The sequence below is a fragment of the Prevotella multiformis DSM 16608 genome (assembly GCF_000191065.1).
GTDB classification, from domain to species: Bacteria; Bacteroidota; Bacteroidia; order Bacteroidales; family Bacteroidaceae; genus Prevotella; species Prevotella multiformis.
This window is the reverse complement of sequence record NZ_GL872282.1, coordinates 885,153-909,724: the sequence shown is the minus strand read 5'-3', so window position 1 is coordinate 909,724 and position 24,572 is coordinate 885,153. Positions and strand designations below refer to the sequence as shown.

General features: G+C 43.0%; 21 protein-coding genes and 4 pseudogenes. 15 read left to right on the top strand and 10 right to left on the bottom strand.

All coding sequences use genetic code 11. The features are described 5' to 3' along the window. Both HMPREF9141_RS03715 and HMPREF9141_RS03710 read left to right on the top strand, forming a co-directional pair. Window positions 1-3,634: hypothetical protein (locus HMPREF9141_RS03715; protein WP_007367159.1), on the top strand; the 3,634-nt coding region annotated here is incomplete at its 5' end. Between the two features lie 125 nt (window positions 3,635-3,759). Continuing rightward, on the top strand, window positions 3,760-3,960 hold the full coding sequence (locus tag HMPREF9141_RS03710) for a hypothetical protein (protein ID WP_007367158.1): 201 nt from the start codon (window positions 3,760-3,762) through the stop codon (window positions 3,958-3,960). Between the two features lie 190 nt (window positions 3,961-4,150). On the opposite strand, the pseudogene HMPREF9141_RS03705 reads toward HMPREF9141_RS03710, so the two are convergent. After that, window positions 4,151-5,478 (bottom strand): annotated as a pseudogene (locus HMPREF9141_RS03705) (TraM recognition domain-containing protein); the annotation flags it as partial. A 3-nt stretch (window positions 5,479-5,481) separates the two neighbouring features. Between HMPREF9141_RS03705 and HMPREF9141_RS12675 the strand changes: the two are divergent. The 3 genes and pseudogenes from HMPREF9141_RS12675 to HMPREF9141_RS03695 all read left to right on the top strand — a co-directional run. Next, window positions 5,482-5,715 (top strand): annotated as a pseudogene (locus HMPREF9141_RS12675) (hypothetical protein); the annotation flags it as partial. A 154-nt stretch (window positions 5,716-5,869) separates the two neighbouring features. Then, window positions 5,870-6,172: a DUF4134 domain-containing protein gene (locus HMPREF9141_RS03700; RefSeq protein ID WP_007367154.1), complete on the top strand. Its 303-nt coding sequence runs from the start codon at window positions 5,870-5,872 to the stop codon at window positions 6,170-6,172. A gap of 4 nt (window positions 6,173-6,176) precedes the next feature. After that, window positions 6,177-6,512 carry a DUF4133 domain-containing protein gene (locus tag HMPREF9141_RS03695; RefSeq protein ID WP_007367153.1) on the top strand — a complete coding sequence of 112 codons (336 nt, stop codon included), beginning with the start codon at window positions 6,177-6,179 and terminating at the stop codon, window positions 6,510-6,512. A 178-nt stretch (window positions 6,513-6,690) separates the two neighbouring features. Here HMPREF9141_RS03695 and HMPREF9141_RS03690 read toward each other — a convergent pair whose 3' ends face one another. Continuing rightward, complete coding sequence (locus HMPREF9141_RS03690) at window positions 6,691-8,535, bottom strand: ATP-binding protein (RefSeq protein WP_007367152.1); 1,845 nt, start codon at window positions 8,533-8,535, stop codon at window positions 6,691-6,693. A gap of 761 nt (window positions 8,536-9,296) precedes the next feature. Between HMPREF9141_RS03690 and traM the strand changes: the two are divergent. The 6 genes and pseudogenes from traM to HMPREF9141_RS03660 form a co-directional block, all read left to right on the top strand. Beyond that, a pseudogene (gene traM / locus HMPREF9141_RS03685) lies at window positions 9,297-10,133 on the top strand (conjugative transposon protein TraM); the annotation flags it as partial. 48 nt (window positions 10,134-10,181) lie between these two features. Then, a complete protein-coding gene (gene traN, locus HMPREF9141_RS03680; protein WP_007367149.1) occupies window positions 10,182-11,132 on the top strand; it encodes a conjugative transposon protein TraN in 951 nt (316 codons plus the stop codon). Further along, window positions 11,126-11,716, top strand: coding sequence for a conjugal transfer protein TraO (locus tag HMPREF9141_RS03675; protein ID WP_007367148.1), 591 nt, complete (start codon window positions 11,126-11,128; stop codon window positions 11,714-11,716). Before traN ends, HMPREF9141_RS03675 begins: the two co-directional genes overlap by 7 nt. A 12-nt stretch (window positions 11,717-11,728) precedes the next feature. Then, complete coding sequence (locus HMPREF9141_RS03670; RefSeq protein ID WP_007367147.1) at window positions 11,729-12,187, top strand: DUF3872 domain-containing protein; 459 nt, start codon at window positions 11,729-11,731, stop codon at window positions 12,185-12,187. A gap of 11 nt (window positions 12,188-12,198) precedes the next feature. Then, window positions 12,199-12,705, top strand: coding sequence for a glycoside hydrolase family protein (locus HMPREF9141_RS03665; protein WP_007367146.1), 507 nt, complete (start codon window positions 12,199-12,201; stop codon window positions 12,703-12,705). An 88-nt stretch (window positions 12,706-12,793) separates the two neighbouring features. Next, a complete protein-coding gene (locus HMPREF9141_RS03660; protein WP_007367145.1) occupies window positions 12,794-13,396 on the top strand; it encodes a type 1 glutamine amidotransferase family protein in 603 nt (200 codons plus the stop codon). Between the two features lie 88 nt (window positions 13,397-13,484). On the opposite strand, the gene HMPREF9141_RS03655 is transcribed toward HMPREF9141_RS03660, so the two are convergent. Beyond that, a complete protein-coding gene (locus HMPREF9141_RS03655) occupies window positions 13,485-13,946 on the bottom strand; it encodes an HU family DNA-binding protein (RefSeq protein ID WP_040554429.1) in 462 nt (153 codons plus the stop codon). Window positions 13,947-14,442: 496 nt separating this feature from the next. On the opposite strand from HMPREF9141_RS03655, the gene HMPREF9141_RS03650 reads away from it, so the two are divergent. Continuing rightward, window positions 14,443-15,126: a hypothetical protein gene (locus HMPREF9141_RS03650; RefSeq protein WP_007367142.1), complete on the top strand. Its 684-nt coding sequence runs from the start codon at window positions 14,443-14,445 to the stop codon at window positions 15,124-15,126. Between the two features lie 77 nt (window positions 15,127-15,203). Here HMPREF9141_RS03650 and HMPREF9141_RS03645 read toward each other — a convergent pair. The 6 genes and pseudogenes from HMPREF9141_RS03645 to HMPREF9141_RS03620 form a co-directional block, all read right to left on the bottom strand. Next, window positions 15,204-16,046, bottom strand: a pseudogene (locus HMPREF9141_RS03645) (PcfJ domain-containing protein); the annotation flags it as partial. A 4-nt stretch (window positions 16,047-16,050) separates the two neighbouring features. After that, the gene (locus HMPREF9141_RS03640) at window positions 16,051-16,470 is read right to left on the bottom strand and encodes a PcfK-like family protein (RefSeq protein ID WP_007367140.1); all 420 of its coding nucleotides are present in this window, start codon (window positions 16,468-16,470) and stop codon (window positions 16,051-16,053) included. A gap of 22 nt (window positions 16,471-16,492) precedes the next feature. Then, on the bottom strand, window positions 16,493-16,924 hold the full coding sequence (locus HMPREF9141_RS03635) for a hypothetical protein (protein WP_007367139.1): 432 nt from the start codon (window positions 16,922-16,924) through the stop codon (window positions 16,493-16,495). Between the two features lie 361 nt (window positions 16,925-17,285). Continuing rightward, a complete protein-coding gene (locus tag HMPREF9141_RS03630; protein WP_007367138.1) occupies window positions 17,286-17,633 on the bottom strand; it encodes a hypothetical protein in 348 nt (115 codons plus the stop codon). A 140-nt stretch (window positions 17,634-17,773) separates the two neighbouring features. Beyond that, window positions 17,774-18,238 (bottom strand): DUF1896 domain-containing protein, encoded by a 465-nt coding sequence (locus HMPREF9141_RS03625; protein WP_007367137.1) that lies wholly within the window; start codon window positions 18,236-18,238, stop codon window positions 17,774-17,776. Window positions 18,239-18,273: 35 nt separating this feature from the next. Further along, window positions 18,274-19,497 (bottom strand): site-specific integrase, encoded by a 1,224-nt coding sequence (locus HMPREF9141_RS03620; RefSeq protein ID WP_007367136.1) that lies wholly within the window; start codon window positions 19,495-19,497, stop codon window positions 18,274-18,276. 483 nt (window positions 19,498-19,980) lie between these two features. Here HMPREF9141_RS03620 and HMPREF9141_RS03615 point away from each other — a divergent pair, with 483 nt between their 5' ends. The 3 genes from HMPREF9141_RS03615 to HMPREF9141_RS03605 are packed head-to-tail and all read left to right on the top strand — an operon-like array spanning window position 19,981 to window position 23,859. After that, on the top strand, window positions 19,981-21,270 hold the full coding sequence (locus HMPREF9141_RS03615) for a site-specific integrase (RefSeq protein WP_007367135.1): 1,290 nt from the start codon (window positions 19,981-19,983) through the stop codon (window positions 21,268-21,270). Between the two features lie 12 nt (window positions 21,271-21,282). After that, entirely contained in the window at window positions 21,283-22,551 is a 1,269-nt protein-coding gene (locus tag HMPREF9141_RS03610; protein WP_007367134.1) for a PDDEXK nuclease domain-containing protein, read from the top strand. Between the two features lie 18 nt (window positions 22,552-22,569). Then, window positions 22,570-23,859, top strand: coding sequence for a hypothetical protein (locus HMPREF9141_RS03605; protein WP_007367133.1), 1,290 nt, complete (start codon window positions 22,570-22,572; stop codon window positions 23,857-23,859). A 40-nt stretch (window positions 23,860-23,899) separates the two neighbouring features. On the opposite strand, the gene HMPREF9141_RS03600 is transcribed toward HMPREF9141_RS03605, so the two are convergent. Then, complete coding sequence (locus tag HMPREF9141_RS03600; protein WP_007367132.1) at window positions 23,900-24,562, bottom strand: hypothetical protein; 663 nt, start codon at window positions 24,560-24,562, stop codon at window positions 23,900-23,902. Window positions 24,563-24,572 lie beyond the last annotated feature (10 nt).

Here is a 24,572-nt window from a genome sequence, read left to right as displayed (position 1 = left end):
GTTCGCCCTCATGCTGGCCCTGCCGGCAGTGGCGACAAATTATAATCGTGAGGGCTATGAGATATTCCGCTCACGCGAATTAGGCAAGCACCAGACAGTAACAACACTCCGAAAGGGACCTGTGAAAGTCTGGTTTAGCCATTGCAAGACCTCCGGTGGAACGGGCAGCGATGCCATCTTTGAGCTGCAAAAGGGAACCCGCATCCAAATAGAGGTTGACGAAGGCTATGCTATCCGCTGGGTCATCCTGCGCGACACGGAGGGTGGAAAGCGCTATAGCGATCCTGAAGGTATCAAGCGCATCAGCAGCGTTACACCGGGCTATAAATATTACTTCGAGAGGAATGCCATCTCGAATTCGCATATAAGCGGAGGCAATCAAAATCAACTCAATGACGACGACAACAACATCGTTGTCTACAATTATGATGCTCCAGAAAAAATTGTCTATATGTGGAGCCACAACAATTCCAAGTGGGACCAGTTCAAGGTGCGCGACATCATTGTAGGTTACGTCAGGGCACCCAAGGTGAGGTTCGAGCGGGACAGGTACGATATGTACTACACATCGATACCATCAAGTTTTTTTAAGCCCGTCCTCAACTATGATACTCACAACGTTAATGCCGAGTTCAAGGTGGACAATAATGATATTGCGACTGTCACCTCGGGCGGATTCCTAAAGTTCAAGCGCCCCGGAACGGTAGTCTTCACCGCCACTTGCAGTGCCAGTGAGAACTGTGCCAAAGCGCAGTGCAGCACGACGGTCACCACGAAGCGCGACGGAGTAACCTTTACCTCAGTAGGCCTGCCCGATGTGCTTTTCAGTAACACCCCTCACAACTTACGCGACTATCTCAATAATAGCAAAACAAAGAGCGGCGAGAATTTTGATTATAACGATGAGTCCTTCAGCGTTACCAGCAGCAACAACGCCGTCCTCCGCTACGATATGCCTTATCTCAAGTTCGGCGGCACGGCAGGCGAGGCGACTATCACCTTCACGCAGAAAGAGACCAATTTCTACGAGGCGGCCTCCCTCTCGCATACCATCATCGTGATGCGCCGTGACCAGGACGGCACGATACTCATCAAGGACGCCAACGAGTGGAAGCTGTTCTGCAAACTCGTCAATGAAAAGGGCATGACTAATCTCAACGCCAAGCTCGAAGCCGACATCAATCTCGGTGGAGATATCGCGATGATAGGCAGATATGACCATAAGTATGCCGGCACGTTCGACGGACAGAACCATACGCTCACGCTCAACTGGAACACCGGCGAAAGCGACATCGCCCCCTTCCGCAGGGTGGACGGCGCAACCATCAAGAACCTGCGCACCGCAGGGACTATCAAATCGAGCGGTCACTTTCTGGCAGGGCTGATTGACGAGGCATCCGGCGATAACAACACCATCTCGAACTGCGTCAGCGCGGTGAACATCACGAGCAGCTATACCAGCGACAGATGCGGGGCTGGAGGCTTGATTTCCTATATATACACCAACACCCAAGTCACCATCACCGACTGCCTCGTCAAGGGCGCAATCAACGCCACCGGTGCAGGCAGGACAGGCATGGGCGGATTTGTATGTTACCAGTATGGCACCTGCACCCTGAACACCTGCCTCTACGCTGGCACGAACAACGGCAGCAACGAATATAGCTACACCATCGCCCCCAACGCCACCATCAACAACTGCTACTACCTCAACGCCTGCGGTAGTGAATACAAGCAGGGCACGAAAGTAACCGAGGAGCAGCTGCGGAGCGGCGAAGTAGCTTATAAGTTGCAGAACGGCAGAAACAACACCGTCTGGGGACAAATGCTCGGCACGAACGACGAGCCCCTGCTCACTGACGACGGCGCGAAGCGGGTCTATAAGGTGGATTTCACCTTCAACAGCCAGGTGCGCGCCACGCGCTACGCCACGCGCAACAAGGCCATCTACGGCTCCATGCCCACCTTTACACCAAAGGACCTCCTTGGCAGCGACTACAACGAGCACCATTATTACTCCGGAATCGCCTTTGAGGACGGCTTCAACGGCTCAACCACCGTAACATCCGACAAGCAGGTGCGCATCAACCTCGCCGAAAAGGACTGCTACGAAATCGCATCAAAGGAGAACTGGAAGGCGTTCTGCGACATTGTAAACAGCGGACAGAACAAGATCGACGCCAAGCTCATGCGCAACGTCGACCTCGGCTCGGAAATCAACATGGTGGGAAATGATTCGAAAGAGTACGGCGGCACGTTCGACGGGCAGGGATATACGCTGAAGCTCAACTGGGATAGCGGTTCAAACGGGTACATAGCTCCCTTCAGCGTTGTGGAAGGCGCCACCATCAAAAACCTGCGCACCGAAGGGCAGATAACCTCAAACGAAAAGTTTTTGTCTGGATTGCTTATGAGTGCCTATGGCACCATCACCCTCACTAACTGTGTCAGCAATGTGAACATCACGAGCAGTATTCTAATTAGCGCATGCGACGCGGCGGGCATGATTTACTTTGTAAAACCCGGTGCCAATGTTACCATCGATGACTGCGTTGTAAAGGGTAATATCACTGCCACGACGGATATAGGAAAGGATAAAATGGCGGGATTCGTAGGAAGTCAGGAAGGCACCTGCACTCTGAACAACTGCCTATATCTTGGCAGCGGCAATGGGGATACATTTTCAAGAACCTTTGTAGGTGACGCTTACTACGGCGCAACCACAACCCTCAACAACTGCTACTACCTCAACACCTGCGGCAAGGCACAAGGCACGAAGATAACCGCCGAGCAGCTCAAGAGCGGCGAGGTGACAAAGAAGTTGCAGGCCGACCGCACCGACAAGTGCTACTGGGCACAGCAGTTGGGTGAAATGCCCGACTTCTACAACGCAGCCGACAAGAGCAAGGCGAACTACGTGTACTACGACGCGGCAAAGAACGGCTGGGCGTGCGACGACTTCCGCCTCACCGACGGACAGCCGTTGCCCATCGGGCTCGACTTCACTGCCGCCACCGTTACCTACGAGCGCAACTTCAATGGCACGCAGAATGCCACGCTGTGTCTGCCTTACGACTTGTATGCTCAGGGGTTCAAGGCCTACACCCTCTCGGGCGGCAACAAAAACGAAGTCCATTTCAAGGAAGTGGACGACAAGCTCACGGCATACACGCCGTATTACATCACGGCTAACGGTATGCCACAGCTCGGCGGCAGAAACATCGAGGTGAAAGCCTACAAGGCCGACAAGATGACGATCCCCGCCGCAGGTTACAAATTCACGGGTACGGTAGCCGGCGTGAGCAACGCCACCGCTGCCGCCAACAACGCCTACATTCTGCAGGACGACGGCAAGTTCCACAAGGTAACGACGACCAATTCCGCCGCCACCATTCCTGCCTACCGTGCCTACATCATCTGTCCACCGCAGGCGTCAGGTGCCAAGCAGCTCTCTGTCGTCCTCGACGGCGAGACCACCGGCATCGGCAGCACGACGAACGAGGCGACCGACGGAAAGAACGGTCCGGTGTATGACCTGCAAGGCCGCCGCGTGGCCGATCGCCTCGATGACGCACGCCACCGGCTGCCCGCAGGCGTCTACATCGTCGGCGGCCGCAAGGTTGTTGTGAAATAAAAAGATGTCTCTCTCATCGGGGGTGCGGCACGCCGCTGGAGCGTGATTCATCACGTTCCGAATCCCATGGAAACGGGTGGTGCGCTCCCCCCGATGATTTAAAACAAACAGTTAATTAATAAAAAATGAACAATTACATCAAACCGGAAATCAAAGTGGTCCCCATCACATTAGAAAACTCTATACTCGCCGGCTCCATCAGCGTGGGCATCAGTGAAGACCCCGCTACGGGACCGGCCCTGTCGAAGGGTAACAGCTTCTTCGACGACGACGAGGACAACGAGGGCAACAGCGGCAGTTCCTCGTCCTCGCTGTGGGACGATTAACGCTATCTTTTCATCGGGGCACGACACGCAACAGGTGCCGCGCCCTCCCGATGATTAAAAAATTGACGCACATATACAATCCGATAGATATTCTCTCGAATATTAATCTTTAGCCTCCTAATGGTAAGGTATCTATTCTCGGATACCTTTGCAAGAAACAGATGCTCGGAGACATCGGTTGGTAAATGGTCTACTCCTTGTTTAAGTGGGCAAGAGTCGGGTCGGCCTTGATGCGTTCCTCCTCCAATTCCACAAGTGATAGAATCTCTTGTTTGATGCGTTTATAGTTGGCTTCGATAGTCTCTTTGAGATTATCAGATCCAACTTCATTTGTAAAGTCTACTATTACAGGTATGGGCTGGTAGGCTTTCATTTCTGCCGATACCTTAGCACTATTCACGACTATTTCTGCGTGGAATATCTTTTGGTCGATGCGCTCGTTGAAATTGTCCGACACAGCACCGGCAAACATTCCCTGTGTAAGATTACTGATTTTGCTTGCAGGGATAAGGCTGTCCATCTGTGTGGAGATAGACGTAGACTTGTCATTGCGGTTGATGGTCATAGACTGCCGTTGTTGCAAGACCTTACCAAAGCGCTCACTCAATGTCTTGGCAGTTTCGCCTACTACTTGACCAGAGAAAACATTGCCCACCGTATTTTGAATCACCTTGCTTTCTTTGTCTCCATAGTCACGGGTGAGCTGTGAAAAGTCCTGAAAGCCTAAGCAGACTGCCACTTTATTACTTCGGGCAGTAGCGATAAGATTATCAAGTCCACGAAAGTAAATGGTAGGCAGCTCGTCGATGATTACTGATGATTTGAGTTGCTTCTTCTTGTTGATGAGTTTCACAATACGACTGTTATACAGACCGAGAGCAGCCGAGTAGATATTCTGACGGTCGGGATTATTACCAACAACAAGGACTTTCGGCTCATTAGGGTTATTGATGTCGAGCGAGAAATCATCACCCGTCATCACCCAATAAAGAGCTGGCGAGATCATACGGGAAAGCGGTATCTTGGCACTGGCTATCTGCCCCTGCAACTGATCCTGTGCTCCGCCCTCCCAAGCGTCCATAAAGGAGAAAGGTAGTTGGCAAGCTCATCGTAGGAAGTGAGTATAGGGAATATCTGTGCATAGGGGCGGTTCAGAAACTCTATGGCGTGCGGAAAAGTGCAATACTTCCCGTTCTCATAGATTTTCAAAAACCAGATGATGGCTGCCAGCAAGATAATCGGCGACTCCACAAAGAAATCTCCCTGCTTCTGAATCCATGAACGGTTCAGATTGAGCATAATCGTATAGGCACTCTCATAGGCATCCGATATATCCGTCATAAAGGCTGGATTGATGGGATTGCAACGGTGCGACTTGCGAGGGTCGTCAAAGTTAATCACATAGAACTGTGGTTTTACCTTGTAAGCGTCCAAATGCTGGAGCAGGTGATTATAGGCAATCTCGGAAAGGTCGGGAAACTTGTAATCGTAGATATACATGGCAAAGCCTTTCTCTATCACGAAACACTGCAGGCGATACGAGGCACACAGCTCATGGACTACATTAAGGAGGCAACGCTCAAACAGGAGCAAGACCATCAAAAGCTACTTGCTGCCATTCGCAAGGCGGAAGAAGCGGAATTACAGCAAGGCTATATAGGGGCTTCTCCTAATTCAGAAACAGACTATAGCATATTGAGCAGCAACAGCGATGTTTCGGAAGAAGCCGCGCGTTCACTGTCATACTATTTGTAAAACTATTGTTTTTGTTCATATTGTACAGTGTTCGAGGGGTGGCTCAAAAGTAAAACAATCAAACTATATCTGTCATACGATAAAACCGAGCCACCCCTTTTCACCTCTACCCAAAAGAAAACAATTCATTTAACAACTTAAAATAAAAAAAACAATGAACAACAAAAAGAAAATCACAATGCTGTTCCTGCTGACGGCTACCGCCATAGGAGCATACGCACATGGCAACGGCATGGCGGGTATCAATGAAGCCACAAAAATGGTAACAAGCTATTTTGATCCCGGAACGAAGCTTATCTATGCTATCGGTGCTGTGGTAGGTCTGATAGGAGGAATAAAAGTGTACAACAAGTTCTCAAGTGGCGACCCCGATACGAGCAAGACCGCAGCCTCTTGGTTCGGTGCGTGTATCTTCCTCATCGTGGCTGCCACTATCCTGAGAAGCTTCTTCCTGTAAGGCGATGGCATCATTTGAAATCAACAAGGGCGTAGGTCGGACGGTGGAGTTCAAGGGCTTGAAGGCACAGTACCTCTTCCTCTTTGCAGGAGGGCTGCTGGCTGTCTTCATTCTCGTTGTCGTGCTCTATCTCTGTGGCATCAGTCAGATAGCCTGTCTTGTCATAGGCGTAGTGGGTGCCAGCCTTGTGGTATGGCAAACGTTCACCATGAACAGAAAGTACGGGCAATACGGGCTGATGAAAAAAGGAGCAGTGCGTATGCACCCACGCTACCTTGTGAACCGCCGTACGGTCTGCCACCTTATCCGTAACCTTCAACCAAAGAAAGCGAAGAAATGAGACGTGCTGTTGAGGTTTTTAACCGAAAAAACAAGACAACCTCTTTAGAGTCGAAGTTTCTACTGCTCTCCGTAGCGTAGGAATGCTGACATTATGATGATTTCAGTGTGGAACAGCCTAGATTTGTAGTTATAATTGAGGTGATAATGTACCTAACCTCGAAACGCACAAACTTCACTTATTGTTTTCGTTTTTCGAAACTATGTTGGAGTATTTTTAAGAATGTCGAATTCCTCGAATTTGCGTCTTCAACCATAGCAGAAAAATCAAGTATGTAAGCATTTTGAATAACACTTTCTGAACTTGTTAAATTTAAAGACACTTGTTTTGAACGAAAATATATTTTCCCATTTGAAAATAAAGGCTTGAAATAATTATCCCTTAGATGCATTTCATATTGATCATCGAAATCAACAATACCATAAAACCACATTCTCTGTATACGATTACCATAATATTCAGCTAGTCTGCGCGTTCGAGTATCCAATTGAAATTCAACAATAGAATTTTGTTCAGCACTTAAGCCTAAACGTTTTAATTCAACAACAACAACATCTACTTTCTTGTCTGATTCGTTTGGATTTCCCGAAAAGAAGAGCGTTATATCTGGACGATCATTATCTTTATCTCTAACTTCCCCTTCAGTAAGGACATCTATTACTCGTGACATTTCTGCTTCACTAAGTACTGTGCTATAACTCATAAATTTATCATCAAGGACCCAGACGTTATTTCTATACATATCTGTAACAACATCTTGTCCATGAAATTCTGCGTATTTAGGTGCTATAAGATTATGCAGTTCCTCTTCTTTATTATTTTTATCTAATCCTTTCATTCTTTTGATTACATTCTGTCTGAATAAAATATATTCAGTTAAAGCACGTGCAGAAAGGTCTAATGATTTGTTAAATTGTTCGTCATTTAACTCCTTGGCACCAAGAATTTCTTTCTGATCTCTGAAGAACTTATCTTGAGCTTTTTTCAGAATATCAGTTTGCGAAGAATATCCTATGTCATTATTATCAAAATAACCGCAAAGATGTGGAAAGGTTTGTTTTAAATAAGTAACTCTTTTCTCATTATTCTTATTTATTTGAGGGAACTGCTCTTTTATGACTTCTGATATTCCATTCCTAAAAATAGTCTTTATTATAGTCAATTCATTGTCTGAGATGGTAAGATTCTGACGAGTTCCATCTATATTTCCTTGAAATGATTCAGAAATGAGCAAAAATATCATTTCATAACCTTTAGGTAGATTTTCATCTGCAATTATTTCTACTCTATGACTACGGTCATCAATAGCTAATGCTGTTATAACCTTTGTCTCTTTTATTTCTACTTCTCTGACATAGTAATAAAGGTCTATACTATTAAAAAGATCCATTTGTGTAGTTAATTCCTTAACAGAGAAAGAAGGCATACTATCAGTGGTAATTGTTTCTTCTGAAACGATTTGCCCATCAACAAATAAGCGAATAAAGATATTGAGTTGTTTACCTGCCAACTTCGCTTTATAGAACTTCATATAGAAATTTTCCAATAGTGCATTCTTTATATAAGATGGCTTTATATAATCATTTCTTCCAAGTTTTGTTCCTAAGAACTCCGTCATAGTCAATACCGTGCCATTGTCTTCATTACCCGTATGTATAGTTTGACTTGTTCCGCTGAAGGATTCATCAAAATCAAAAACTCTTGTGACAGAATTGTTAAAACAGCTCTCAACATGTACCTTACCAAAATAGCACAAATAGACTAGGCGTCCTAGTCCCTTATGACTTGGCTCTTCTTCAACATCAAAGAGCTTTCCAAATTTTCGAAAACGTTCATCTGTGAAACCTATACCATTATCTGTTAGAACTAAGGATAACTCCTTTAGCTCATTCCCTTGTTTTATATCAATATAAAAATCAGTTGCACCCGCATCAAGAGCATTGGCAAATGCCTCAAAATAAATCATCTCAAATGATGATTTAGAAAAGAAAACTTTCAAAGCCTGTTTTATATTTACTTCCATGATGATTATGAGTTTATTTATATCTAAAAAAGATATTACTTCATTTCTCCTTTTGCTTATAACTGCGCAAAGTTACATTTATAATTTTATATTTCAAACAAAAGAGACAACCTTTTATTATTACATGCTAACCTTTTCATAATAACTTAATAGAACATATTTCTCCAGTATATCATTACAAATAGTAAAAAGATTCTTTCGTTAAATGCGTGGATACTTTTCGTATAGCTTTAACAGAAGAACCGAAGATTTATTAAAAAAGGCATAGACAAGACTGTCAACTACCTACTTTATTATCACCCTCTAACACAGAAAACTTTGATGGCAAACAATGGATTAAGAATGACATTATTTCGGATAAAACATCTATCAATAAAGGCAAAATTTGTGTAAAGAGCGAGTTTGCAAACAACGGTAAATCAATTAGTTATAAAGCCTTGTAAGAAAAGGTGCTTGTTTGGATTTCAAAAGGGCGTTATTTAGACTTCAAAAGAGCATCTATTGCTCGACAAACAGGCGTCTTTATGAAACCAAAAGAGCATGTGTTAGCTTTGAACTGCATAAAAAGAGTTTATAAACGTTGGTTGGTATGGGGATAAGTTGTTTGTAGAAGATGAAAGACGTGGTGTTAACTTGTCTTTTCTGCATTTTTATCTTGTGCTTTATCCCTTTTTGTGAGACCGCCTAACTTCGGATAGTCATATCGTATAAGGATATAAGATTTTATTCTGTTTCCAACCTATGCATTTAACGGAAGAACCCTTAAAAATGAACTCTCTGTCAAAGACAGCAGGGAGGACAATGAAGAGAAACGACAGCTTGCCTTGATGGAAAAGAGCTATCAGATGGCAGCGAAGTATCTTTCCAAAGCATCAACTCCACCTACCCTCAATAACGGTCTGACTGCTGAAAAAGAGAAGACAGAAGGGGCTGCAGGTGGCTCTGAAGCCGCTAAGGGCAAGACCATGCAGAATGAAAAGCCTGCAATGGAGGTGCTGCCGGAGCGTAGGCAGTTAGTATCTTCACTTAATCAGCCTATGAGCGATGTGTACTTTATGGAGGAATACGGCAAGAAGGCTCGTAATATGGGCTTTCATTCGCTTACCGGCAGTTCTCCTTCTTTGCTGTGCAATACGCTCAAAGTAGTAGTGGACAGGACTACTGTTCTTAAGGAGGGTGACAATGTCGTACTCCGTCTGCTTGAAAGTGCCAAGGTAGAGGGGCTGCACATTTCACGTCAAAGCCGACTCATAGCCGTCGCCAAGATAGAAGGTAACCGTATGCACCTGCTTGTCAAAAGCATTGAGGTGGACGGACATATCATAGCCGTCAAACTCTCGGCATACGACACAGACGGACAGGAGGGAGTGTATATACCAGGTTCGGAGGACATCAATGCGCTTAAGGAAGTCGGGGCGAACATCGGCGGTTCAATGGGAACATCCTTTACCTTCGCTTCCTCTGCCAAAGACCAGATTATCTCAGAGGCTGCCCGTGGGGTGATGCAGGGTGCAAGTCAGCTGCTTCAGAAGAAACTGCGTACTATCAAGGTAACGCTCAAGGGTGGCTACCGCCTTTTCTTGGTTCAGTCCAAATAAAACAATCGAAAATGATAAGTAAAAATAACATCAAATCAAAAAGGAACAATGAAGAAAATTATTTTATCAATGGCTATGCTTACCTTGGTGGGAGCAACAGCCACAGCACAGGAAAACAATGATGGTCTGACACCAAGCCGTCCGCTTACTTCGGGAGAGCTTTTTCAAGGTATGAGCCGTTCCATTCCTAACGGGCGTGTCGTCCTGCCATACGGCTTGGACGTAACCTTTGACAAGACCGTGCATCTTATCTTCCCTTCTGCCATTCGTTATGTAGACTTGGGTTCACAGAACATTATCGCAGGGAAGGCGGAGGATGCAGAGAACGTACTACGTGTAAAGGCTTCGGTGAAGGACTTTGAGACAGAGACTAACATGAGTGTTATCTGTGAGGACGGCTCATTTTACGCTTTTAATGTAAAATATGCCGATGAACCGGAAAAGTTAAGCATCGAGATGAAGGACTTTCTCTCTACAACAGAAGGCAGGCTGCCAAGCAATCGCTCTGATATTTACTTTAAGGAACTCGGTAACGAGTCGCCTGTATTAGTAAAACTGATGATGCAGACTATCTATCAGAATGACAGACGCTGCATCAAGCACATCGGTGCACAGCAGTTTGGCATGAAGTTCCTGCTTCGTGGCTTGTATGCCCACAATGGCTTGCTGTATTTCCACACTCGTATGGAAAACGGCACAAATATGCCGTACTCAGTGGATTTTATCACATTCAAAGTGGTGGATAAGAAGGGGGCAAAGCGCACCGCCATACAAGAGCAGGTGCTTCAGCCACTTCGTGCCTATCATCAGGTGATGCAGGTGCGTGGCATGGGTAGTGAACACGCTGTGTTTGCGCTCGAGCAGTTTTCTCTTGCAGAAGACAAGCAGCTTGAAGTGACGCTCTATGAGAGAAATGGCAGTCGTATGCTGACTTTTTATGTGACGGCAGAAGACCTGCAACTGGCAAAGAAGATTGATAACCTCAAACTGAAATGGTAATGAAAAAGAACAATATCATTCTGACAGTATGCATTGCGGTGGCCATGACTTTCAGTTTGCCATCGCAGGCACAGCGACTGATACCCAAGCAAAGGGGAATAGAGGTCGTAGGGAGTGTTCCGCTTATTAAGGGAGAAAAGTTCCATGCAGCTGACAATTTCGGTATAGGAGCATCACTCACCCGCTATCTGGGTCGTGAGAACTATACCTTTGTTATGGCAGAGTATGAACAGCAGAATATGCCGTACAGAAGTTATAACGTAAAACTCAAGGATGCACTCTTGCAGGTGGGCTATATGCACCCTGTTCTTTCTGATAGAGGAAAGAATGTGCATCTTTATGGCGGCATATCCGCTTTGGGTGGCTATGAGCAACTGAACGAGGACAAGAAGTTGCTGCCCGATGGGGCAACACTGCTCGACCGCTCTCGCCTTGTCTATGGCGGTGCCGTGCATGGCTCGGTGGAAGTGTTCCTCACGGACAGGGTTCTCTTTCTTGTAAAGGCGCAGGGACGTTTCCTCTTTGGAACGGACGTGCATCGTTTCCGTCCGGCTGTTTCAGCAGGACTAAGGTTTAACTTTTAAGTAGAAGAAAAGATGAAGAAGATATTGAATACGATATGGGTAATGGGTGTGCTGACCCTTGCCGTGTTTTGCCTATCTGCTTGTGATAGGGATTTGGATGTTCAGCAGTCTTATCCGTTTACGGTGGAAACAATGCCGGTTCAGAAGGACATTATAAGGGGGCAGACGGCTGAGATACGCTGCACGCTGAAGCGGGGCGGTGAGTTTGCCGACACTCGCTATACGATACGCTACTTCCAGTCTGACGGTAAGGGCTTGCTAAGAAATGATAACGGCACTGTTTTCAAACCGAACGACCGCTATCCGCTGACGAAGGATGTGTTCCGTCTATATTACACTTCTCTGTCATCTGACCGCCAGACGATTGATGTATACGTGGAGGATAGTTTCGGAAAGGTGCAGCAGTTGACCTTTAGTTTCAACAACGAGAGAGAACAGGGCAAGGATAAGCCTGCATCTTCTCGCCACTAAGACCATAATTGATGCGAACGATAAATGCTTTCATTTTACTTTGTGTATTCTGCCTGTTCTGTCAGCCGACCCTTGCCCAGCGCAGGGTGCGGCTGGCAGACTTGCCACCTTTTGAGCGTGCAGTTGTCGTAGTGAAATACTTTGAGGGTATGCACGGCTGGAAGAATTATCCGTATGTTGGATATGGGCATCAGCTGCAACCAGGAGAGCGTTTCACAGCGGATATGACGGAACGGCAGGCAGACTCCCTGCTCCGTGCCGACCTTTGGAAATGCTTTGAACACTTCAAAGGGTATGGTAAGGATGCCCTGCTGCTGACCTTGCTTGCCTACAATGTGGGTGTAGGGCGATTGCTTGGATATGGTAAGCACCCAAAGAGTAAGCTACTGCGAAAGATAGAGGCTGGAGATAGAAACTTCTATTGGGAGTATGTTTCGTTTTGCCGATATAAGGGTAAAGTTTTGAATGGGTTAGTCAAATGCCGAAAGGTTGAGTTTGCGTTGTTCTTTATCATCTGACTATATTAAACCAAGAATTATTCCTATGATGTTGTTTCTATTTTGCTGAAAAATTGTAACTTTGTATTACGATTAAATAGGATAAGCAATGAATAAAGAAACAAAAAAGGTACTCTTCGTCTTATTGAATGAGTACACAGATTGGGAAGGTGCTTTTCTCTCTACAGCCCTTCATGTTGGCGTAATACCAGGTAGTGAAATCAAGTACAGAGTGCATACAGTTGCTCCGACATTAGATGCAGTCTGTTCCATTGGTGGATTCAAAACGTTACCTGATTATTCTTTTGAGAATATGCCCAAAGACTATGCAGCCTTAGTCCTTATCGGTGGCAATCGATGGGATTCACCTGAAGCAGAACTTGTTGCGCCATTGGTACAAGAAGCATTGGATAAGGGTAAAATAGTAGGAGCGATATGCAACGGAGCATCGTTTCTGTGTGCTCATGGCTTCTTGAACAACGTAAAACATACGGGTAATGGTCTCGACCAACTTAAACAATGGGGTGGTGAAAGATACACGAACGAAACAGGATATGTGAACGCACAGGCTGTAAGTGATAAAAACATCGTTACAGCAAATATTACTGGTCACTTGGAGTCCACTCGTGAAATGCTCTTACTTCTGAAAGCCAATACCTCGGAAAAGATTGCAGCTTGGTATGACTTTTATAAGAATGGATTTGTAAAATAGTAGTCATACTACTAAATAAAATTGATGCGTGGAGTACATCGTCTCCACGCATCAATTTTATAGTTAGCAATCACACATACATCTTATTTTATGGATGCGGTTGTGGCTGAGGTCCTGGATTAGGCTGTTTCTCACCAGACTTCTTGTCAGGTGCAGCAACACGTTCGTAGCTCACGCCAGTAAGTGTAAAATACTTCTTTGAGGGAGTGAGGTGTACCACAGGTTTCGTAATATGAACCTTTGGGTTGAACTCCGCTTTTCCTTTCTCTACCAGTTTACTCTGGAAAGAAGGTGTAAGTGTCCCGATGTCTCCGAAGTCTACAATGTCTCCGTTCTCAACGTGCTTTTTTGCTATCTCGGCTGCAAGTCTGAGAACAGCCTCGACTTCTGCACCTGTGAACGTTGTAGCGTGTGCCACTTCATCACAGAAACTACGATGATCAACTCTCTTTCGTCCTGTAGGATGTGCCTGAAGAACGATTTTCCCTTTCAAGTTTCCAACTGTTCCTTTACGCTCCTTTAGCGTATAAGCAATGGGTCTGTTCGCCATAGTCATTAGTGTTGCCCCCGATTGTTAAGCCTTTGGAGGCTGGGGCTTTATCCTCCTCAACTTGTTAATAGATTTATATCACAAAGGTAAGAAAATTATCGACTGTCTCCAAGGAAAACACATACTTTTTTGATATTTCTCAACCCTTTTCTTTTAAAAGGTTTACCTATTTCAATAAAATTGTCTACCTATTATCAGAAAACCGTCTACCTTTTCCGCCAAAAGGGTTTACCTTTTCAATTAAAAAGGTCTACCTTTTTCGGCGAAAAGGTAGACCTTTTTTGAATAAACCGTCAAACCTCTTCTGTAGATTTAGATATGGTTATCCGCATATAATTGAAATATAGTAAATAGAAAACCATCGAATATTTTGTTAGTTTCACAATATTTGCGTATATTTGCGGTGTTATTATATATCTAAACACATTATTGACCAAAACTAATAAGAATGAAAAGTAAAGGGTATTCGAGGTTTTGTAATAGATTACAATACTTCATGGCTGACAATGAAATGATTAACATTTTGTTGAAAAATAAGGAGCTTCTTGCAGGAGATGATGCTATTTTTAAAGGTGTAACAAAAGAAGATAGTCCCGTATTATCCTCATATGCTAACACCCCACATTGCCGTAAAATAACAATTTATCATTTAAGAAAAACCTTGTTAGTTTCATTTATAAAGGAACAGTACGAAGAAGTAACTGAATACTTGAGGTATGTTCTTTTTCATGCCGCAAAAAATGGAGCACCAACTCGACGCCTTATAGGAGAAAATAACAAGATTAACCTTGATGCTAATTTCATACTATCCGCACCTAACCATGATACACTTAGAAAAGTTGTGACAGAGCGTATATTCCAACAATTAGAAAATGAAAAAAGTACCTTGGATTTAATTAAGAAAATTAACAATAAATTGGGGTTGGAAATTCCTGAAAACATTATAAAAGAAGCTTTGCCATACTTACTGATTAGGCATATATTTGTCCATTCAGACGGGAAGCCTGATAAAGAATTTAAAGAGAAATACCCTCAATTCAAATTAGATGAGAAGAAAAAAATAAATCTTTTAAAATTACCAATCAATGATATAAAAGACAAAGTGAAAAAATTAATAAGAATGATTGATGAGAAAATGTTAGAAAAAGATTTTTTCCCAAAAAATGAAATTCAAAATTAACGAAGCCTGCTGATTTAAAGGTAGAGAAAATAAGCCATGCAAATTTTAAGTTTGCGTGGCTCTTTGTATTGCCTTGTTTTAAGGTCTGTTGGGCATAAATATTTTGGATTATGAATATCCTTACCTAATCTTCTAAGTGTATCTACATAATCACTCCAAAGGGAAATATCTGTAATATCATAGCCGTTACGAACTGCAATCTTGTAGGACTGCCATAGTTCCTCAAAAGTCCTCCTGTTGCCAAGAAAGTAACGTAAATGGTCTGTGCTACCTGCCTTTAGCAATGTTTCCACTCGGCTGTCTGTAAGCAATGCAGGAATAAGCTGGGTAGGCACGATGCCATAGAAATTATCCTTAAAACCATTTCTACGAAGTATGTCTGTAACCTTGAACTTCGGAAATATCGGTGAGTAGGCAATATGCTGATAGGCTTCATTATCGTTGCGTATCGCCATAGGACTATAATAGGAAAAGGTATCAACATAGTGTCCCAATACCCTCTGTATGGCAACCACAGCTTTTCGTCCCTGCATATTCCACCAATATTGCCCAATCTCTATTATGGAAGTCTGTGCTTTGTAACCTTTCTCCATACCCACAATAAGTAGGAACATACGCAATACTTGAAACTCTCCGCAAGTGGTAAGTATAGTGAAATACTGCTTCTGCTGCAACTTGCGTTCGTAGGTTCCCTTGACCTGCAACTTTGCCCTGCAATGAGGGCAAGTGCAAGCTTCTCTATGTTTGTTCATTACCCAACTATGCCCACAATCCATACAAGTGGTGCGACCTTTTGGCAAGCGGTAGGCTAAGTGGTCTATGCACTCACGGAATGCCCACTTGCTTTGTGTCTTGGTTATCGGACGAAGATACTTGCTTTGTTCCAAAACCGCCTTTTCAAATTTGTTTCTCGGTTTCATAGGCTTAAAAATCGAATAGTGATGGTTGTACTTGGGTTGTCGCGTTCTCAGTCTTTTTCACTCGTGCGTTACGGCTCTGTATCTTGGCAAGTTCCTCCCGCTGATATTGCTTAATGGCTTCCTGCCTTGCTTCGGCTTTTTCTTCCTCCGTGAGTTCTACAATGTGATTAACGGCAACTTGGCAAGAAATAGCCTTACCTACTTCTATATCGTCCTCATCGTAGTAGTGAACAGCCATAGAGAAGATTTCATCATCATCAAAGCCATTACAACCGCTTTTCTGCACTTCATTAAGAATGTAGGTGATGCACTCCTCGATATTCTTGTTCGGCTTCATCAAGTTAGGGGCAAACAAGGGGTCTGTCATAGCACGCTGATTGAGATACTCGGCTATTGTCCGTGTGAAATGTTCTGTTCCTTTCATTGTCGTATATGTTTTGATGTTGTTAATACTTGGGAATTTCTACTATTTGATTGATGCGTCCATATAGGTAGGCTCTTAGGCTTGTTCTGTCGGGTGCGTAATACTCTGTCCATTGTCCATACTGCTTGACAAGATATTTCTTCAGCACGTCAAAGAAGTCAAAGCGATAGCCTTGCAGGGGAACGGCTGTGCGGAAATAGGTGTTTGAGTTCACCGCTTCACATAGCCAATTCTTTTCCTCACGGCTCATACGCTCGCCACAATAGAGTTTCACACGTAGGAGATATACTTTGCTATTACAAAGGCTCTCCAAAGAGGGTACGTCCCATTGTACAAACTTAATTGCCAACACTTGCTCACTTTTTCCAACCACAGAGTTAATGCGGTAATGAGAGGAGGAGCTATATCCTTTTCTTTTCATCGAAGATGTTGTATTTACTTTCTGCTTATCCATAGCGACATTTTTTTTATGCGTCCAAAGATCGGAGTATGCTGATTCCTTTTTGTAGCAAAATAGAGGTAGCGGGGCGAGGCTTGCACAAGGTTTTGGCGGAAAATACTACCCATAGGTGTGGAGATTTTCCAGACAAACCCAGCGGCACTGACCTTTTGAAAGCCACAAGCCCCGTACTACCTTTGCGGATAAAAAGGGAACAGCATCCGTCTTCTTCATTTCGCATATCGTGGAGCATTGGAAAGGAAGCGAAAGTGCAACGCCCATAGTGGAAAACAGAAAAGGTGGCTATCTCAAAATGCGAGATAACCACCTGATGAACGATAAATGAAAGTGTTTACAGATTACATCGTCGTGCTTCTCAAAGCACGCAAAGCAGGATGGCACAGAGTATCGCCAGCCAGAAGAGAAAGCTCAGCAGCGTAAAGGTAACTTGGAGAATGACTCTGACAATAAAGCGCAGTATCAGAAAGCCTGCAATGACTGACACGGCGGTAACGACCTGTGGCGTTACTATCTTTGAGATAAGCCAAACGACACCGATAACGATGGAAAGCAGGATGACCAGTTCGATGAAGCGTGTCCAACTGAAACGGCGGACTTGCTTGAAAGAAATCGGCTGCTGCTTGATGTTATTGCTTTTGTTCGATGCGTCTGCCTTGATGAAGGCAGGTGTGTGGACATCTTGATTCATGATGATTGTATTCATAATCGGAGCTTTGAATAGTTCAAGAGCAATAACAAGATGCGCAGGCTACACAAAGACAAGTGTTGGTACAAACTCTTGGCGTGTGGAGCGGAGCGTTTATCTTGGCTCTTGATACTACAAAAGCTCCCGATGGTGCTGCATCAAGTCATGTTCTCACCGCCTATCGTTGGCAGACCATTGACCTCAATGAGCAGAACGATTGTTCCTGTCAGTTCGGTGTAGAGTTTCTCATACTCAGGACTTGCGCCAAAATCTTCCGTGAGTTCATACTTGTCGAAAACGCTTTGCACAGCCTTGTTCTTCAGGAGTATCGGGGATAGTCTTTCGGGGAGTGGGGAGGGCAGTTCTTTCTCAAACTCATTCTCCAAGACAGATACAAGCGTGTCGTACTTTGAGAAATGCAGTCCTCTATACAACACTTCGCTTGCCATACTCTCAGCTTCGGGATGCGAGAAGCCTTGCGCTACTGCATCACAGTAGGTAGTAAGGGCTTCACCGGCTCTTGCCGTTATGAATGGTTTATCACCCAGCATTTCGGGGAAATGCTCACTGAGATAATTCTCTAATTTCAATCGGAAGTAAGATAGTTCTTTCTTTGTTTCCATAATCGTCTATTATTTTAGGGTTATACATTAATATATTATATGCCCATGGCTGTATTGAACTTACTGAGTTTTCCAGCCAGTTCTTCCATATCATGCTCTATCTTCTTGTTGGTGATGCGAGCATAGATTTGTGTAGTCTTTATGTTGGTGTGCCCCAGCATCTTCGACACACTTTCCATCGGAACGCCCTTACTCAGCGACATTGTGGCAAATGTGTGGCGTGCAAGGTGGAAGGTCAGCCTCTTCTTGATACCGCAAAGGTCGGCAATTTCCTTGAGATAAGCGTTAATCTTCTGGTTTGTAAGTACCGGAAGGAGTTTACCGTCCCGATAGGTCTTATGCCCATATTTGGTGATGATACGCTTAGGAATGTCAAGAAGCAGCACATTGGTTTCCACGCTTGTCTTCTGTCGTTTGGTCATAATCCATTGCTTGTCGTCAAGCGTAACGATGTTGTCCGGCGTAAGGTTGGACACGTCTATATATGCCAGACCTGTAAAGCAAGAGAAGATGAAAACATCCCTTACTAACTCCAAGCGTTGAATAGCAAGATCCTTGTTGGCTATCTTCATAATTTCCTCGTCCGTAAGGAAGCCACGGTTTACCGGCTCCAAGTGGAAACGATGATTGAGGAATGGGTCGTGAAGAAGATAGCCACGCTTTTGCGCATAGATGGTCACGGTTTTCAGTGCCTTCAATTTCTTGACTGATGTGTTATAGGCACACCCAGCCGCCGTACTCAGATATAACTCAAAATCCTGTACTACGGATGGCGTGAACTCTGCCAGTCCAATATCTTTCTTCCCATACTTATAGATAAGGAATTCTGCGAAATGCCTTCTTAAAACGCTGTACTTTTGCAGGCTGTCCTTGCTGATGGTATGTCCGACACGCTGTCTGACATCTTCGTTGAACTTGTCGAATATAGGGAGAAAGGTCGTGTACTCCCTGTCTTTCCCGACAAAGAATGAGCGGATTTTATCCAATGACAAGGATTTATCATCCTCGAATTTGTGGTAAATGTTATTCAGCATTGTGGAAATGGAGTCCAATGCGGCATTAGCGGATAAGGCTTCTGCCGTCCGACCTTTGAGCCTGCTTGTGGCATTGTTCCATACAGTCTTGTCCACGAAGATTTTCGTAGATCCAAAATTAGCCATCTCTCCGTTAAGGAATACCCGGAGCATTACAGGCGACTTTCCTTCTTTGTTCTCATAGTTTGAGCGTAGGTAGAAGGATACCTTGAAATTTGTTCTCATAATGCATCATTCTTTTGTGTAGCACTCGGCTGCAAAGTTAATATATAACATACTGAAACAGAAAGAATTGATGCCGTCAATATGGTATTCAGAATCCCGTCACTGCTACATTTTTTATTGCTACAATTTTTGTGTAGCAGTTTATGTAGCAGAATTTGACCGAATAATGACTGTCAAAACATAGGGTTATGCCGTCAGGCGATAGAGGTTTATACAAAGAAAAATCGTTGTAAAACCTTGATTTTACAACGATTAGCTAATTTTTGAAGGCTAAATTGACAACCCTTGTGAAGCCCTTTTGAAGCCTATTAGCGGAGAGAGAGGCTCTTTCTCTTGAACCTTCAAATAGTATCATAAACGCTCAATCTGTTGTATAATAGTCCTTTAAGTAGAATGTTAATAAAATAAGATTTCATGGAAAATCTTTGGTAGAATTAATTTTTGGGTGTAAATTTGGGTGCAGAAATCAAAATACCCAAAAGTATGAACATCAAACGGAATATTATTTTCACGTTGGAAAGCAGGAAAAAGGACGGAGTTCTCATTGTAGAGAATGTGCCTATCCGTATGCGTGTCAATTTTGCTTCCAAACGAATTGAATTTACAACAGGTTATCGTATTGATGCTGCGAAATGGGATTCTGATAAGCAGCGTGTAAGAAATGGTTGTACAAACAAACTGAAACAATCAGCTTCTGAAATCAATGCTTCACTATTGAGCTATTATACAGAGGTGCAGGAAATCTTCAAGAAGTTTGAAGTAGAAGAAATAATGCCAACCCCTGAACAAATCAAAGAAGCATTCAATGCGCTGCACAAACCTATTGAGGAAGAAGTCAAACCGAGAAAATCAATGCCTAACACTTTTTACAAAGTGTTTGATGAATTTGTGCGAGATTGTGGACGGCAAAATGATTGGACGGATTCCACCTACGAGAAGTTTGCTGCGGTGAAAAATCATCTGATGAACTTTCGAGATGAACTTACATTTGATTTCTTTGATGAAAAAGGTCTAAACGATTATGTTACCTATCTCCGTGATGTAAAGGAAATGCGCAATTCTACTATTGGCAAGCAACTCAGTTTCTTAAAATGGTTTTTACGTTGGGCTTTCAAGAAAGGTCTGCATCAGAACAATGCTTACGATAGTTATAAACCTAAACTCAAAAGCACACAGAAGAAAATCATCTTCCTCACATGGGAGGAACTGAACAAACTCCGAGAGTTTGAAATACCAGCAGCCAAGCAAGCTTTAGATCGGGTGCGTGATGTATTTCTCTTCCAATGTTTCACGGGCTTGCGCTACTCCGATGTGTTTAATCTTCGTAGAAGTGATATAAAGGGCGACCACATTGAGGTGACAACAGTTAAGACTTCTGATAGCCTGATTATCGAGTTGAACAACCATAGTAAAGCAATTCTTGATAAATACAAGGATGTGGCATTTGAAGATGACAAGGTGTTGCCTGTTATTACTAACCAGAAAATGAACGATTATCTTAAAGAATTAGCAGAACTGGTAGGCATTGACGAGCCTGTACGTCAAACTTATTATAGAGGTAATGAACGCATTGATGAAGTTACACCTAAATATGCCTTACTTGGAACACACGCTGGTCGTAGAACGTTCATCTGTAATGCGCTTGCATTGGGTATTCCACCTCAAGTTGTGATGAAATGGACTGGACATAGCGATTATAAGGCTATGAAACCTTACATAGATATTGCAGACGACATCAAGGCAAATGCCATGAGTAAATTCAATCAATTATAACACCGAAACAATATGAGCCAGGAAATAAATAAAGCAGAGAAACAATATTTATCTCTCGTTGTTCGAGCCATCGGTTCTGACCTTGAGCATACGCAAGTACGCATGATAGCCTCTGCAAATGCAGATATGCTTTTCCACTATTGGAAAGTAGGGCATTTTATTCTCTACCTCCAAAAAAAAGAGGGTTGGGGAAGCAAAGTAATAGATAATCTTTCTAAGGCGATACGTTCTAAATATCCTGATAAGAAAGGCTATTCCACTCGTAACCTTATCTATATGTGCCAATTCGCCAAAGCTTATCCTATGGAGATTCTATTAGAAATGGGTAAGGTTGAAAAACAGCTTAATAGTCCTTCGGTAGATAATGTATTACAACTTACAAACGAACTCAATCAATTTACGCAAGAACCTCTTGCGCAAATTCAAGCTACAGATAATCAGGGAAATATAATTACGCAAGAACCTCTTGCACAATTAGGAGAGATTTCAGAAACAGTGTCTGTCATCTACCAACACGACATAAATCTGATAGAAGACATTTTTAAGCAGTCTGCCGTAGTTCGCACTAACTGGGCGAGCCATGTTATATTGCTTAATAGCAAGCTGCCTTTGGGTGAACGTTATTGGTATATCACGCAGGCGGTTGCCAATGGTTGGAGTAGTAATGTTCTGCAAATGCAGATTGAAACCAATCTTTTCGCTCGGCAGATTACGGCAACGAAAGTGAGCAACTTCTCTGTACGATTACCCAAACCGCAAAGCGACCTCGCGAACTATTTGATGAAAGACCCTTATATCTTTGACATGATGGGGCAAACGGATAAAATGGCAGAACGAGACATTGAACGACAATTGGTTTCTCATATCACCAAATATCTTTTGGAAATGGGCAGCGGCTTTGCGTTTGTAGCACAGCAGAAGCATTTTGAAGTGGGCGATTCTGATTTCTATGCTGACCTTATCCTCTATAATATCCAACTACACGCATACGTAGTTATCGAACTTAAAACCACACCATTTAAGCCCGAATATATGGGCCAACTTAACTTCTACATCAATGTTGTGGACGAAACTCTCCGTGACGAACACGACAACAAGACTATCGGCTTACTCCTCTGCAATGGTGGCGACAAGGTTGTGGCGCAATACGCTCTCTCTGGCTACGACCAGCCTATAAGTGTGAGCGACTATCAACTCTCAAAGGCAATCCCCGATAATCTAAAATCGGCTCTGCCTACGGTGGAGGAAGTGGAAGAAGAACTATCAAAGTGTATACAATAACAGCAAAGAAACCTTATTATGAAAAGACATAAATTATTAGGCTACTATGTACCTGCATTTTTTGAAATGCATATTGATACAGAAAGTGAGGATATGATTATCAATCAAATGCCTATAGAGGATGCAACGGTTTTATTTCATGAGTACATTCATTTTCTACAAGACATTTCCTCATATTATGGATTGAGCCGAATATATGCCTATAGCGAATATATGCATAAAATGATCAATGAGATATACAAGATGCCACAGGGAGATTTCCAAATCCCTATGACTCTTTTACATAGCAATGATAATGTTAAATTAAATAATGATCTAATTAAACTAACAGAAGGAGATGTTGCGAACAAAGCCACGATTAGTATAAATGGGATAAATATATTAGAAGATAACCTTGAGAAAAATGAGGATCTACAGACTATACCTTCTGTTATGTTAGAATTTTCGGACAATGATATTGTCACCTTTGGCGCAGGTGCTATTTCTGAAAGTATGGCATACTTATTAGAGCGGTTGTGCTCTCCCAATGGATATAAGAAATCTCCCGAATACCCTTATATGGCTGCAGAAAAAGTTGCATCGTTTTATGATGAGGAATTTGTAAAAGACAAACTAAAGATTTTAGCTCTATGCGATATGAGTTTAATGTCTTCTAACCCTGGAATTTGTTTCGTAAGAGTAATGGATAGCATTCGGAAGAAAGAATTATCTTTTGCTTCTCCTGAGGCTGTCTACGACTACTTTTATGAGAACAAGACTGCAAAAGTTACGGGCGAAGAAACGATTTTGATTGATGCATTTATCACATTACAAAACACGGTAGTGCAATGCCTCAAAAATTATTTGACCATAGATGAGATTAATACACCATATTATCAGTGGATAGATCTCGTTATGAAATTTGTAATAGACTGGCGTAAATATGACATGTATTTCTTATTAAAAATGGCACGCCATAATCAGCTATTTACCAATGATTGTTTTGGTTATTGTATTAAAAAAATTGGTACGCCTCTTATGAGTAATAATATTCGTGGGTGCTATTTTAAAATACCAATAGGTGAAGAACAAACAGAAAATGGCATGGATGTTGAGTATTTTAAAGCAATTTATCAAATAGATACATTACTGAGTAAAGGTAAAGTCAGTTGTGACATGTATGACTGGTGTTGCAATTCTCCTTTATCAACTCCGAATGATTTATGCAAGACTTCTCCATGGCTAAAGATTTCTGAAAAAGCACTGTGCCCATATGCATTTTTATGGAAACATTGGAATTTAAGCAAATATAAGCCATACAAAAGATAAGAGATACAGTAAACGTTCTACATTACCGTATCTTTTATGCCTATCGAATTCTTAGTTTAAATCTTAGCCTTCTTTGTTCTTGCTTAATCCTATCTTGTTGTAATAACAATTCAGCTTGCCGTTGCAAGGCTTGCTCATAATCAGTGACCTTCTCCTTCAATAGGTGAATAGCTTTGGGATTGCGATGCGTTAAAAATATGCTGTCAAGATGAGCGAAGTCCAAAGTTGTGGCTTTGCCCTGCATACGTAGATAACGATAACGTAGGTCGAAATCAGAGGCTGTTTGCAGCTTGTTGGCTCCCATACCGAAGAACCAACAGCTAACCACGACCAATCCGCAAACCAATCCAAGTAGAATACGCTCGGCTAATTGTACGCTTGCAAAGAGCGAGTAGTTCTTAAATTCTACAGGCTTTTGTTGCTTGCTGATGAGTTCATGCAGCGTTTCAAACTTTGGATCGAGTTTCTTATTCGACTCTGATAGTGCCTCCAAAACAAAAAGTTGATGTTCTTTGATTTTGGTTTGAGTTTCTTTCGAGAGATGGATTTGTATGGCTTCTTGCCTTTTAATACTATCTGCTCTTGGACTGGACAGTTTTTCTGCAATAGTAGTACGCAGTTCTGCTTGTGCCTTACTGATGACTTTGCAATCTTGTTTGAGTTCTTCGAGAATATCGAGAACAGGTGTTATTTCGTTATTCATACTGATATAA

Bases quoted from the DNA above. Each gene is read 5' to 3' on its own strand.
- HMPREF9141_RS03670 (WP_007367147.1), top strand. From the start codon at position 11,729: ATGAAGAAGATATTGAATACGATATGGGTAATGGGTGTGCTGACCCTT.
- HMPREF9141_RS03710 (WP_007367158.1), top strand. From the start codon at position 3,760: ATGAACAATTACATCAAACCGGAAATCAAAGTGGTCCCCATCACATTA.
- HMPREF9141_RS03620 (WP_007367136.1), bottom strand. From the start codon at position 19,497: ATGAGAACAAATTTCAAGGTATCCTTCTACCTACGCTCAAACTATGAG.
- HMPREF9141_RS03675 (WP_007367148.1), top strand. From the start codon at position 11,126: ATGGTAATGAAAAAGAACAATATCATTCTGACAGTATGCATTGCGGTG.
- HMPREF9141_RS03665 (WP_007367146.1), top strand. From the start codon at position 12,199: ATGCGAACGATAAATGCTTTCATTTTACTTTGTGTATTCTGCCTGTTC.
- HMPREF9141_RS03635 (WP_007367139.1), bottom strand. From the start codon at position 16,924: ATGGATAAGCAGAAAGTAAATACAACATCTTCGATGAAAAGAAAAGGA.
- HMPREF9141_RS03600 (WP_007367132.1), bottom strand. From the start codon at position 24,562: ATGAATAACGAAATAACACCTGTTCTCGATATTCTCGAAGAACTCAAA.
- HMPREF9141_RS03700 (WP_007367154.1), top strand. From the start codon at position 5,870: ATGAACAACAAAAAGAAAATCACAATGCTGTTCCTGCTGACGGCTACC.
- HMPREF9141_RS03640 (WP_007367140.1), bottom strand. From the start codon at position 16,470: ATGAAAGGAACAGAACATTTCACACGGACAATAGCCGAGTATCTCAAT.
- HMPREF9141_RS03610 (WP_007367134.1), top strand. From the start codon at position 21,283: ATGAGCCAGGAAATAAATAAAGCAGAGAAACAATATTTATCTCTCGTT.
- HMPREF9141_RS03660 (WP_007367145.1), top strand. From the start codon at position 12,794: ATGAATAAAGAAACAAAAAAGGTACTCTTCGTCTTATTGAATGAGTAC.
- HMPREF9141_RS03655 (WP_040554429.1), bottom strand. From the start codon at position 13,946: ATGGCGAACAGACCCATTGCTTATACGCTAAAGGAGCGTAAAGGAACA.
- traN (WP_007367149.1), top strand. From the start codon at position 10,182: ATGAAGAAAATTATTTTATCAATGGCTATGCTTACCTTGGTGGGAGCA.
- HMPREF9141_RS03695 (WP_007367153.1), top strand. From the start codon at position 6,177: ATGGCATCATTTGAAATCAACAAGGGCGTAGGTCGGACGGTGGAGTTC.
- HMPREF9141_RS03615 (WP_007367135.1), top strand. From the start codon at position 19,981: ATGAACATCAAACGGAATATTATTTTCACGTTGGAAAGCAGGAAAAAG.
- HMPREF9141_RS03605 (WP_007367133.1), top strand. From the start codon at position 22,570: ATGAAAAGACATAAATTATTAGGCTACTATGTACCTGCATTTTTTGAA.
- HMPREF9141_RS03630 (WP_007367138.1), bottom strand. From the start codon at position 17,633: ATGAATACAATCATCATGAATCAAGATGTCCACACACCTGCCTTCATC.
- HMPREF9141_RS03690 (WP_007367152.1), bottom strand. From the start codon at position 8,535: ATGGAAGTAAATATAAAACAGGCTTTGAAAGTTTTCTTTTCTAAATCA.
- HMPREF9141_RS03625 (WP_007367137.1), bottom strand. From the start codon at position 18,238: ATGGAAACAAAGAAAGAACTATCTTACTTCCGATTGAAATTAGAGAAT.
- HMPREF9141_RS03650 (WP_007367142.1), top strand. From the start codon at position 14,443: ATGGCTGACAATGAAATGATTAACATTTTGTTGAAAAATAAGGAGCTT.